Genomic DNA, 12266 nt, shown 5'->3' with positions numbered 1-12266 from the left:
GAATGCAGTTAAGTCAAAAGGAGATAGTGAAATGTGCGAAAAGTAGGTTGTGCCCTATTTGCGGAGGTAAAACAAGACTAAAAATCCGAGAAGATACGGTCTTGAAAAACTATCCCCTCTACTGCCCGAAATGCAAGCAGGAAACGCTGATAGAAGCGGAGAATTTGAAAGTGACCATTATAAAGAAGCAGGAACACTAATCTCTATATGTATGCCGCCGTGTATGGGTAAGACCATAGCGGCGGTTTTTCATTGCCTATCGGCTGTCTCTGTCAAAGGATTTCTTTCGTGGCTTTTGCTGTCTGCCTTGTTCCTGCAACTGCCTGAGCCTGTTTCGGACGCTCTCCCTTTCGGGCGGCTTCGGCGGTCTGCTCTTTTCTTTCACTTGTCGCTCCCACTTAGCAAGGTCACGGTTGTACTGTTCCACAACAGCTTCCGCTTCCCGATAGGTCGCCATAAACGCCTGCACATCGGGATATCCGTCCTCCCTGAGAATATCGGGGAGCTTATCCAGCCTTTCGGATATTTCCTTCTCGGTCTGCTGTATCTGCTCGGTAAGAGCCTTGCGCTCCTTGCCTTTGAAAATGCCCTTTGCTTCGGAAAGCTGTTCTTTTAGTTTGGGAACTTCCTTCTGCAAGCTGCGGATTGCTCTCGCTTCGTCCTGTACCCGTATCATCAGATTTCGCATGGTGCGGAACTCTGCCATATTGATACTGAGCGTGGGCTTCGGCGGAATCCCGTGTTCACGGATAAGGTTTTGTAAAAAGTCCTTTGCCTTGCGCACGATACGGCGGAACAGATTTGGCAGCCAGCCGCTCTTGCGGATAGAACTGCTAACCTTGTCGTGTATCTCGGTCTGCTTAACCTCCAAAATCTTAGCTTCCTCAATCCCCGATACAAGTGCCATATCCGCCGTCCTGTTCCATTCCTGCCTTGCGGCATTGTCGGCTTCAATCTCTGCGGCTTTGGGATTGTTCCTGCCTATTTTCTTTGTGGGCAGGTACACGCTGTTTTTGTCAAACACCTTTAGGCGCTGTTCAGGGTCGGAAATGTGACGGTTGATAAGTTCCGTGTAAACCTCCTTTACCTCCCGAAGAAAAGCCTCGCTCTTGAAGCGGTCATCCTTTACGGTAAACAGATGACTTTCGTAAACCTCTCCCTTTTTGATAACGGTACAGCCCTTTCTGATCTGTCCGTCCTCTCCAGTGATTTCCTTCTTGGTGCGTACCCGTTTCCCTGTTTCGTCAAAGAATACGCTTCTTGTGGCAACCTTTACATCAGGCTCAGGAAGCAGCTTCCTTTCACTGAAAATCAGGTGAATGTGGTAATTGGTCTTGCGCTTATTGTGGTGCAATGCCGACACACATTCTACACCATACCGCCTGCGGAACTCGTCTGTGAAATCCTCAAGCACCTGCTGCGGCTCGTATTGCGTGTAAACTTCGGGCAGAGCGATAATCAGCTCCCTTGCCTCGATACATTTCCCCTCTGTGCCGCTGCGCTGAAACTCCTGCTGGCTCTCCCTTGCAAGGTTGCTCCAAAACGCATTGTCTGCGGTGCGGTAGGTGGCGTATAGGTTTTCCTGTTTTGCGTGGCTGGTGATATACGATATTCGTCCTTTGACATTGGGCAGCTTCGACATCTGTATGAAGCTGTGTCTTGCCATAATCCAACCTTTCTTTGAAATATACCATTCTCATTTTGCAACCGTCTTGACGGTTGCCGCTGTTTCGGCGGCTGTGCTGACGGAACAGCAGAGAAAATCGCCGCAGCGGTTTTCTCTGTGATAATGCTGAAAACGGAAGTGTCAGCGTTATCACAAGCTCCCCGCAGGGGCGAAATACCCTGAGTACAAATCGTCAGATTTGTGCGAGGGGTGTATTTCGCTCTCAAACGCCGAGGGCTTAAGAGAACGGTTACTCGACCTTGCGGACATCGTTCTGACTGAGCAGGTTTCTGCCCTGATTGACCGTCATAAAACGCTCCAGTGTGTCCCTGCGGATAATGGTCTTGCGTCCTACCTTTAAGACAGGCAGCTTGCCCCAGTCCACCAATTTCCGCATTGTGTTTCTGCCGATACCCGTACATTCGGCGGCTTCCTCGATGGTCATACCCATTTTAACTGCGTTCATTATCTCATCCTCCTTTTGAAATACTTGTTTTGCAACTGTGCAATCCTAATTATACTTATTTTGCTATCTCATGTCAACCCATTTTGCAACTGTTCAGGAATTATTTTTAATATTTATCTCGTTTTAGGGTTGCAATCTGCGTTTTGATGTGCTATAATGATACCTGCAGGAGGTGAAAACCTTGAAAAAAGAAATTGAGTTCACCGCAAAACAGGTCGGTGAACGGGTAAAGGAGCGCCGAACAGAGCTAAACCTTACCATGCCGGAGCTTGGAAGGCGTATCGGCGTAAACAAATCCACCATTCAGCGGTATGAAGCAGACGGCGTTGACCCGAAGCGTACTATGATTATCAACGGTCTTGCCGATGCGCTGCTTACCACTTCCGAATGGTTGACAGGGCTTTCTGAGGAAAAGGAATATGACGCCCGCACGCTCTGCCAAAAGGACATTGAGGAGCATATCAAAAAGTACCTTGATACAGTTTCCTCTACGGTCAGCGGAGAACCGCATCAGCAGCTTCTTACTACATTCCTCGGCAAGATGATTGACCTGTACTCGGTGCTGTGCCACTACTTTGCCAACGCTATGGCGGAGGTTGACCGTGTGGCGGAGGACGAAGGCTTGAAACAGTCGATTATGCGGTATGCGATTGAGGTTGGAGCAATCGAAGAAAGAGTGTACCGCAAAGAAATGGAAATACCTATCGAAGATATGAAGAGATTTTTAGATGGAATTTTACATATCTACGATGAGGGACGCACCAAAGTATCCATGGGCGACCTCTTCGGGATAGTGACGGAAGCCGAGAACAGGCTGTCCGAAAAAGAAAATTCCGTGGCACCTTGAAAAAAAATACGCCGATTGAAACCAACCGGCAGAAGTGACATTCTTTACTTTACGCACACCATAGTCATAAGTCCCGATTGCCACGGATAGAAAGGAGTTTTTATCTATGGCAAAAGGTTCTGTAAGAAAGAAAGGCAAAAAGTGGTACTACCGCTTCTATATCGAAGATGAAAGCGGAAATCTGGTACAGCGTGAGTTCGTGGGAACAGAAAGCAAATCCGAAACGGAAGCCCTGCTCCGCAAGGCGATGGAGGACTACGAGGAAAAGAAATTCGTTGCAAAATCCGAAAACACCACGGTGGGAATGCTGCTGGATATGTGGGTGGAGGAAGAACTAAAGCCCGGCAGTCTCAGCAATGGTACGGTAATGGCGTATCAGGGTACGGTCAATCGCATTAAGCAGCACCCTATCGGCAGCCGAAAGCTGAAAACCGTCACCGCCGACCATTTGCAGGCGTATATGGATTTTCTCAGCTTCGGAGGAACAAATCCCGACGGCACTACGGCAAAAGCACTCAGCAAGGGATACTTACGGTTGTTCTCGGCAGTTTTGCAAGGGGCGTTCCGCTTTGCGGTATTCCCCAAACGGCTGATTACCTTCAACCCGATGCAGTATGTGGTATGGCGGGGCAAGAAAGAGGACTATGACCTGTTTTCAGACGAGGACGGTGATACCGCTTCCACACCCACGCTCAGCCATGAGCAGTATCTGAAGCTGGAGGAATTTCTGAAAAGGAAAGACAATCCTGCTTTACTGCCCATTCAGATTGCCTACTACACGGGGCTTCGCATTGGCGAGGTCTGCGGCTTGACTTGGCAGGACATCAACCTTGACAAGCAGTACCTTACGGTGCGCCGCAGTATGCGCTACAACGGGGCAAGACACAAAACCGAGATAGGAGCGACCAAGCGGAAGAAAGTCCGTACCGTGGACTTCTGCGACACGCTGGCGGCAATCCTCAAAGCGGCAAAAACCGAACAGCACAAAAACCGCTTCCAGTATGGCGGGCTTTACCACCTCAACTACTACACCGAGGTAAAAGAAAAAGACCGCACTTACTACGAGGTTTATAGCCTGCCGAGAACAGAAGAAATCCCAGAGGACTATAAGGAAATATCCTTTGTCTGCCTCAGACCTGACGGCGCATACGAATCACCGAGTACGGTAGGGATCATGTGCAGGACGGCAAGCAAAAAGGTCGAGGGCTTGGAAGGCTTTCATTTCCACCAGCTTCGCCACACATTCACGAGCAATCTGCTCTCAAACGGGGCAGCGCCGAAGGATGTGCAGGAGCTTCTCGGACACGCCGATGTCAGTACCACAATGAACATCTACGCTCACGCTACAAGGGAAGCGAAGCGTACTTCCGCAAGACTGCTGGATAAGGTAGTCGGCGGAGACTAAAAAAACTTTCCCTTGTTTCGGCTCGTAAGGGCAAAAACAAGGGAAAATACATAAGGCTGGAACACCAAACAGGCGAAATGCCTTGAAAATACAGTGTTTTCAGAGGGTTTAATAGATAAACGGTAATTTGGCAAAGTAAATTTAAAAATGAAAATTGAAAAAATTTTTCTAATTTCTATACTGATAACCACAGCGGTACATCTTGCGTTGAATCGATAGCCGCTGGGAAAGGAAGGGACAAATGGCTAATATTAATCATCTTCAGACAGAGAAGAAAAGCAGATTTCGGTTACTTCAGGACTTTCGGGATCACAAGGTGCTCTGGCTGATGTTTTTGCCGATCATTCTGTTTTTCGTGGTCTTTTCTTATATTCCGATGGTGGGAATCTATCTGGCGTTTACCAGATTTGATTTCAATTTGGGTTTTTTCCAAAGCCCGTTTGTCGGGCTGAAGAATTTTGAATATCTGTTCAAATCGGGAATTTTGCTTTCCCTGGTTCGAAACACTATTCTTTATAATTTGGCATTTTTGTTTTTAGGAAACCTGTTCCAGCTGGCTTGCGCCGTATTTCTAAGTGATCTGAAAAACAGGGCTTTTGTGAAGACTTCGCAGTCGATCATTTTTCTGCCCTATTTCATCTCCATGGTATTGGTGGGGCTGTTCGCCTATAACCTGTTCAATATTGATAACGGATTTGTCAATACCGCGCTCTCGGCGCTGGGCCTGTCGAAGTACAATTTTTATAACAGCCCGCAGGCTTGGCCGCCCATCATTGTGGCAGTCAATGTATGGAAGGGTTTGGGCTACGGCAGCATCGTCTATCTGTCGGCCATCACCACAATCGATTCGCAATTTTATGAGGCCGCCCGCATTGACGGGGCCACCAAATGGCAGCAAATTCGCTATGTAACGTTGCCCATCCTTAAGCCCACTATTGCGCTGTTGTTAATGTTCAGTCTGGGCGGCATTTTAAAGGGCCAGTTTGAGCTGTTTTACCAGCTGGTCGGTACCAATGGGCTTCTGTATTCCACCACGGATATCATCGATACCTATGTTTATCGGTCGCTGACGGTAAATTTCGATGTCGGAATGGGTTCCGCCGCGGGCGTGTTCCAATCGGTATTTGGGTTTATCCTGATCGTTGTGGTAAACACTATTGTGAAACATAAAAACGAAGAATATGCGCTGTTTTAAGAAAGGGGGAGACAAGAGATGAGGGGACAGAAAAATCTAATTCGGGCGGACAAGGGTGAACGCAGCTTCAGCCTGCTAGGATACTTTTTTATGGCGGCGGTATCGCTGATCTGCCTGATTCCGTTCTGGTTGATCGTTTCCGGCTCTCTGTCCAGTGAGCAGAGCGTGGTGCGCTATGGATTCAGCCTTCTGCCGCGGGATTTTTGTTTTGACGCATACCGCTCCATCTTTTCAGGCTGGGAACGTATCCTGCGTTCCTATTTGGTGACGATTGGCATTACGGCTCTTGGCACGGGGCTTTCCCTGATGCTTACCTCTATGGGAGGGTATGTGCTTCAACGGCAGGATTTTCCCTACCGGAACAAGCTTTCCTTTTTTGTATATTTCACCACGCTGTTTTCCGGCGGGCTGATCCCAACCTATATTCTCATGGTGACCTATCTCAATATGAAAAACACTTATCTTGCGCTGATCCTTCCCTCTTTGTTGACGCCCTGGTATTTGATGCTGATGCGCAATTTCATCAAATCTATCCCATTTTCCATTGTTGAGGCGGCCAAAATAGACGGCGCGGGAGACTGGAAAATTTTTTGGCAAATGATTCTTCCGCTGTCCAAGGCGGGGTTGGCCACAGTGGGGCTTTTCATTGCTTTGGGTTACTGGAACAACTGGTATTTTGCCAGCCTTTATATCACAAGGGAAGAGATGTATCCCCTGCAGTATCTGTTGTACCAGTTGCTTTCCAGCGCGGAATATCTGAAAAAAGCGGCGGCTTCCGGCGTCGCTACAGGAGTGATACAAACACCCAGCGAAACCCTGAAAATGGCGACAGCGGTAGTGGTTACCGGTCCGATTATCTTATTGTATCCCTTTGTTCAGAAGTATTTTGTAAAGGGTGTGATGATTGGCTCCGTAAAGGGATAAAATGGGATTTCCCATTTTACATAAATGAAATATTAGGAGGAAAAACATGAAAAGAAAACTATCGTTCGTGCTTGCATTGCTGATGGTTGCTGCGCTGTTCAGCGCGTGCGGAACAGCTGAAACCGGCGGCTCCGCTTCCATCTCCGAAAATTCAGGCGTCACCTCTCAAACGGCGGAGACAAACCCCTATGAGAAGGAGACGGAGCTGATTTGGTACTGCAGCGGCAATACAAGCGAGGATACCAGCAAGGTGATGGATGCCTTTAACAGCCAGTTGAAGGAAAAATGTAATACCACGATCCAGCTTAACTATGTCGGTTTCAACGATTGGGACAACCAGCTGAACCTGATATTGACCTCCGGGGAGAAAGTAGACCTGGTCTATGTCAGCGCGGGATCTTATAACCGCTATGCCAAAAATGGAGCTTTTCTGGACATCACCGAGATGTTCCCGGAATATATGCCCGAAACCTACGCCTATTTTTCCGAGGCGGAGCTTTCCTCCATCACGGCCAACGGGAAAATTTATGGGATTCCGGCCAGCCGTCACGGGTACATCCCCTATGGTGTCATGTACCGGAAGGATCTGATGGAAAAATATAACCTGCAGCCCATCACCAGCCTGGAAACCTACGAAAAGTATATGGATACCATCAAGGCCAACGAGACAGATATCATGCCCTATAACGGCAACCCAGAGTATGGGATGAAGCAGCTTTTCCGGGCTATCTACGGTTTCGAACCTATTTCCGGTTCCGGTTCTGATCTGGTCATGGTGAAATCCTATGATGACATCGAGAACATCATCGCGTATCCCTTTACCGACGAGTATGTGGAGTGGTCCAAGCGGATGAAGGATTATGCCGACCGTGGCTGGTGGTCCAGCAATGCCCTTTCTGCCACAGTGGGCACCTGGGACAATATCCAGGTGGGTACCTCGGCTACCTCCATTGAAAATCCAGAGGGACTGGCTTACTTAATCAATAGCATCGGCGGCACAAATCCGGATTTCACCTTTGATTATTGGGGCTTCTATAACCTGAACGGATATGTGATTCCCAACGTGATCAATCAGGACGGCTTTGCCCTTCCAAAATCTGCGCCCAATCCCGAGCGCTGCCTGAGAATTTTGGAGGAAATAAAGACAGATTCAGCACTTTATGATACGTTCATGTACGGGGTGAAAGGATATAACTATGAACTGGAGGGCGAAAAAATTATTGCCCCGGCTCCCGGAACGGAAGGCGCCGTATACGATCCGGCCAGTATCGGTTGGGCCATGCGTACAGAACCTCTGATCCGGACCAGCGCTACCGAATGGGAGGGTTTTGCTCCTCTGATGACGGAAATCAAAGAGCTGGCAGTAGACAACAAGTTCGGCCCTGCAGTTCTGGATCAAACCGAGGTATCCGCAGAACTGGCTGCGGTGACTCAGGTTGCACAGCAGTACGGCACGCCGTTAAATATTGGTTTGGTGGAAGACGTGGACGCGGCAATCGAACAGTACCGCAAAGCCCTTACTGACGCGGGAATTGATGCGCTGGTCAGCGAGATCAAGACACAAATGCTGGAATATTATACCGAAAAGGGGATTTCATAAAAATTCCAAAACATACAAGAACGGGGCATTTGGAATATTTTTCCAATGCCCTTCCATGTTTCTCTTATAAAAGCGGGAGGAGACTGAAAATGTTGACACAGGCTATGGACAGGAATAGGGTGAAAGGCTTTCTGCACACAGAGGGCTGCCGGGTACTCAATGGCGAGGGAGAAGAGGTTATACTCAACGGCTGGGGGTTCGGCAACTGGCTGCTCTGTGAAGGGTACATGTGGATGTGCGGGGAGGGGAATCGCTTTGAACGCCCGCGCCGGATAGAGGAAGTGGTGCGGGAATTAACTGGCTCTGATTTTGCCGAAAGATTCTGGAAAGAATTCCGGGAAAATTATATTACCCGAGAGGATGTGCGGCATCTTGCAGAATTGGGTTACAACTCCGTAAGGATCCCATTTACCTCTAGAGTGTTGCTGGAAGAGGAGCCGGGACTCCTTTGGAGGGAAGAGGGGTTCCAGCTCTTGGATCGCTGCATCGATTGGTGCGAGGAGTTCGGAATCTATGTGTTTTTGGATATGCATGGTGCGCCCGGTGGACAGACTGGCGCGAATATCGATGATTCCATCGATGATGTGCCGCGTCTGTTTCTGGATGCGGATAGCTGGAATAAAGCTCTTGAGATTTGGGGAAAATTGGCAGATCGATACGCAGACCGTTGGATTGTGGGTGGGTATGATCTGCTTAATGAGCCCATTCGGCCTGCTTCGGGGAATATGGTAAATTATGACGGTTTGGTGCCGCGGCTGATCCAGTTTTATGAGGAGGCTATCGACCGGATCCGCAGGCATGACAAGAGGCATATGCTTTCCATAGAGGGGCATCACTGGTCTACCGACCCTGCCGTTTTTTGCAAGAAGTTTGACGACAATATGGTTATTCATTTTCACCGCTACGGCTGCTTGCCGGATTTGAGCTGCTATCGGGTGTTTTTGGAGACATCCCAGCGGCTGGACCAGCCTTTGTGGCTGGGGGAAACCGGGGAGAATTGTATGGAGTGGTTCACTGCTATGTATCCCCTGGCCGCTTCCTTGGGCTTTGGCTACAATCTCTGGACATGGAAGCGAATGGAAAGCGATTGCTCGCCCCTATCGGTAAAACGTCCGGAGGGTTGGGAGGAAATTATCGGCTATACAGCAGGGGGACCACGGCCTTCCTACCAGCGTGCACAGCAGATTTTTACAGAATACCTGCAGAATATCCGTTTTGAGGATTGCCGAAAGAACCGTTATATAACTGACGCAGTGTGCCGCAGGCCAGGTTTTGCCATCCTGGGGGTGGATTTTGACCAATTTCCCGGAAAGGGAATTTCCTTCAGCGGACTGCGCCAGGAAGACAACTGGATGCAGTACCGGATGGGTACCGGCATGGGGATTCTGCGCGGCAGAGAAAAGGGAAAAAAGCGGGGCTTTGACAGTGGCTGGGATTCGAACACTCTCGAGCTGCGTACAGGGGAGTTCGCTGTTTACACAGCGGCGGAACTTCAGGCTGGCGACCAGGTTTCTTTGGAATTGGTCTGTCGGGAAGAAGCTGAACTGTCTCTGACCCAGGATGGAAGCCCCCTTGGCACTCTGTCGGTGCAGCCCGGTGAAACGCTTCAAAAAACGGCCCCACTCTTTTTAAACGAAGCGGAGAAGGGAGCAGTCAAAGTGTTGGTACAAAAGGGTAGGGTGGAACTTGACCGGTTGACTTTCCTGAGAGAAATGTGCTAGGATGAACCGCAAAGCTGGAAGGGATGAAGGGAGAGAGTGTGTTTGCAGGACAGAAAACCGCTTTATAGAAAAATTCTTGCATGGGCGCTCTGCCTGATGCTGTTGGTCGGTTTGATGCTTTATGCTATGTATGCATTGTTTACCGGCATTATGGAGCACCAGATCTATCTGTTCTGTCGGACTAAACTGGATTACAGCCTGAATGGCGGAGAAGCGATCACTTCTTCTGTAAAAAACGTGCATGAACAGATTTATTCAGACAGCAGAGTGTTTCGCCTCTCCAATTATGATTCCGTGGAAGCTTCAGAACTGCTTTCAGGGCTGAAGCAGATGACCGCTTATCGTAAATCCAATGCCTGGATTGACTCTATTTATGTATATAATGCGCTTGGTGAAACTGTTTATGTATCCAGCGGGAATGCCCCCTACTCTCTCTACAAGCTACAGGATTTCTACGATGTGTCTGCTAGGGAGTTAATTGAAAATCACCGGAATTACAGCTTTATGCAGCCGGTTTTCCGCCAAGTGACGGTGGCTTATCCAAAATATGAGACGGTCAACCTGGTCTCTTTTATACGCTATGATACCCTGGAACCCTCTGAACGGGGCGATATCGTGATGATCAATGTCCGGCAAGAAGACTTTTTGAAGGAATTTGCTCTTTCCTTTCGAGGGGTTCCGGCAACGTTTACTCTGATTGACAGAGAGGGAACCGCTTTCCTGCCAGATGAAGAAGGCGTATTGTTCTCTGATTATTCCCAAAGGCCGGTGATTCGCGATGTATTGCAGAATCAAGACAAAAAATATCTGATCACCAGGGTGGATGGAAAAAAGCAAATTGTCTGCTGGGAAAATTTTTTTTCCGATCAATACTTGCTGGTGGTCAGCGCTTCCTGCAGCAGTTTTTATGATCTGCTGAACCTGCAGGAGCGTACCTATCTTTTTGTGGGGCTGGCCGTGGGAGGGTCTGTGATGCTGGGGCTGCTCTTCCTGTTGTCAAAAAGACTTTTGGCTGTTTTTAACAAGCAAAAACAGCAGATACTTCAGGCGGAGGAACAGCAACGGAAGGATGCGCAGCAAAAACAAAGGCAAGTCTATCTTAAATTTTTGAATGAAGGCGTTGGTAGCCGGGACATTTTATGTCAGGAGTTTCCAGACACGTTTGGGAACTGGAGGGTACTTCTATTTTCAATAGACCGTTATCGTTCTTGCTTCCTGGTAGAACACGCTACAAATTCTGAGCAGAGCCTTTTGAAGTATGGAATTTGTAATATTCTGGAAGAGCTGCTACAGCCTTTCGGAGCGGTGTTTTGCGTATATGAAAATGACGGAACCATCGCCGCAATCTGCAGTACTGAACAGATGGGTCAGGACGTCTTGGCATGGCAGAGATTAAAAGAGGTACTGAGACAGGTAAAACAGTCCTTGGAAGTTTCATTGTCGGTGTTTGTGTCGGACGTTTATAACAATTTTTATGGATCGGCGGTACAATATGCCGCTCTGCGAGATATGCTGCCTTACCAGCAGTTGCTTTCCGGACAGAGTGTGTGTTGGTCCCGCGAACTGGAGGAACGGGAATCAAAGGCAGATCTGGGGTATCCGGAGACCGAAGCCAGAGAAATCGTGCTGGAACTGATGAACGGCAGATTTTCTCAAGCTGCCCTGAAAATACAGGCTTTTTTCTCCCTTTTAACTGCATGCTCTTACAATCTTTACCGTAAATATTTGATGCAGTTTATTATTGACTTAGATGACGCCTTGCAGAAATTTCTGTCAAATAACGCTATTGGGAACGGAAGAGCTTTTGACATGCAGGTGTTCCAGCTGTCCACTTTGGAGACAGCGGAAGATATCGTGAAAGAATTGCAGCAGATCATGGCGCGTCTGCAGGAAGCTTACGAACAAAAGCGCGGCGCTCGACAGGATATGATTTCCCTTTCTGTGAAAGAACTGTTGGATCAGAATTATCAAGATCCTGGATATTCACTGGCAGATGTGGCTCCGGCAGTGGGAATGTCAGCAGCCTATTTGGGCCGGCTGTTTAAAAAACAGATGAACCAGTCGGTGGCGGAATATTTGGTCTCTGTGCGGATAGGGAATGCACGGCGGCTGCTCGAAGAAACTGATCTGCCCATTCGGGAAATTTCTGAACAAGTTGGTTTTCAGGATATCACCTATTTTTATCGAATTTTTAAAAATGCCAACGGAATTCCGCCCGCGCAATATCGTAGGAACCAACGGGGAATCAGAGATGAGGAAGGTGAGTAAAAGAAACTTTCACATTTTTTGCTGCGGAACGGCATTTCTTAAATAACGGGAGCAAAAGACGCTTTTAACCAGCCAGAAGCTGCGGGAAAAGCGTCTTTTTGTAGTGTGCTTGCAGATAAGATTTCGAAAGCAATACCACAGGGAGTTCCATAGAAATATGCTATGCTATTGCTA

10 protein-coding genes are annotated in these 12266 nt (G+C 48.4%); 8 read left to right on the top strand and 2 right to left on the bottom strand.

All coding sequences use genetic code 11. From position 1 onward, the window contains the following. Positions 1-2 precede the first annotated feature (2 nt). On the top strand, positions 3-200 hold the full coding sequence (locus BN3911_RS12540; RefSeq protein ID WP_082942270.1) for a cysteine-rich KTR domain-containing protein: 198 nt from the start codon (positions 3-5) through the stop codon (positions 198-200). Positions 201-256: 56 nt separating this feature from the next. Here the strand turns inward: BN3911_RS12540 and BN3911_RS12535 are convergent, their stop codons facing one another. Both BN3911_RS12535 and BN3911_RS12530 read right to left on the bottom strand, forming a co-directional pair. Then, on the bottom strand, positions 257-1666 hold the full coding sequence (locus BN3911_RS12535; RefSeq protein ID WP_066866185.1) for a MobA/MobL family protein: 1410 nt from the start codon (positions 1664-1666) through the stop codon (positions 257-259). 250 nt (positions 1667-1916) lie between these two features. Beyond that, positions 1917-2132, bottom strand: coding sequence for a helix-turn-helix domain-containing protein (locus BN3911_RS12530; RefSeq protein WP_066866183.1), 216 nt, complete (start codon positions 2130-2132; stop codon positions 1917-1919). A gap of 172 nt (positions 2133-2304) precedes the next feature. Between BN3911_RS12530 and BN3911_RS12525 the strand changes: the two genes are divergently transcribed. The 7 genes from BN3911_RS12525 (at position 2305) to BN3911_RS12490 (ending at position 12092) form a co-directional block, all read left to right on the top strand. Beyond that, complete coding sequence (locus BN3911_RS12525) at positions 2305-2979, top strand: helix-turn-helix domain-containing protein (protein ID WP_462392427.1); 675 nt, start codon at positions 2305-2307, stop codon at positions 2977-2979. A gap of 106 nt (positions 2980-3085) precedes the next feature. Further along, positions 3086-4384 (top strand): tyrosine-type recombinase/integrase, encoded by a 1299-nt coding sequence (locus BN3911_RS12520; protein ID WP_066866179.1) that lies wholly within the window; start codon positions 3086-3088, stop codon positions 4382-4384. A 241-nt stretch (positions 4385-4625) separates the two neighbouring features. Then, positions 4626-5579: an ABC transporter permease gene (locus BN3911_RS12510; RefSeq protein ID WP_066866176.1), complete on the top strand. Its 954-nt coding sequence runs from the start codon at positions 4626-4628 to the stop codon at positions 5577-5579. An 18-nt stretch (positions 5580-5597) separates the two neighbouring features. After that, positions 5598-6503, top strand: coding sequence for a carbohydrate ABC transporter permease (locus BN3911_RS12505; protein WP_066866174.1), 906 nt, complete (start codon positions 5598-5600; stop codon positions 6501-6503). A gap of 46 nt (positions 6504-6549) precedes the next feature. Beyond that, positions 6550-8103, top strand: a complete 1554-nt coding sequence (locus BN3911_RS12500) for an extracellular solute-binding protein (RefSeq protein ID WP_082942269.1) — start codon at positions 6550-6552, stop codon at positions 8101-8103. 89 nt (positions 8104-8192) lie between these two features. Then, positions 8193-9824, top strand: a complete 1632-nt coding sequence (locus BN3911_RS12495; protein WP_066866170.1) for a glycoside hydrolase family 5 protein — start codon at positions 8193-8195, stop codon at positions 9822-9824. 42 nt (positions 9825-9866) lie between these two features. Continuing rightward, positions 9867-12092, top strand: a complete 2226-nt coding sequence (locus BN3911_RS12490; RefSeq protein ID WP_147578599.1) for a helix-turn-helix domain-containing protein — start codon at positions 9867-9869, stop codon at positions 12090-12092. Positions 12093-12266: the final 174 nt, after the last annotated feature.

It is taken from the genome of Neglectibacter timonensis (genome assembly GCF_900048895.1).
GTDB classification, from domain to species: domain Bacteria; phylum Bacillota; class Clostridia; order Oscillospirales; family Acutalibacteraceae; genus Acutalibacter; species Acutalibacter timonensis.
The sequence above is the reverse complement of the archived record's forward strand: the minus strand, read 5'-3'. Positions and strand labels throughout refer to the sequence as shown.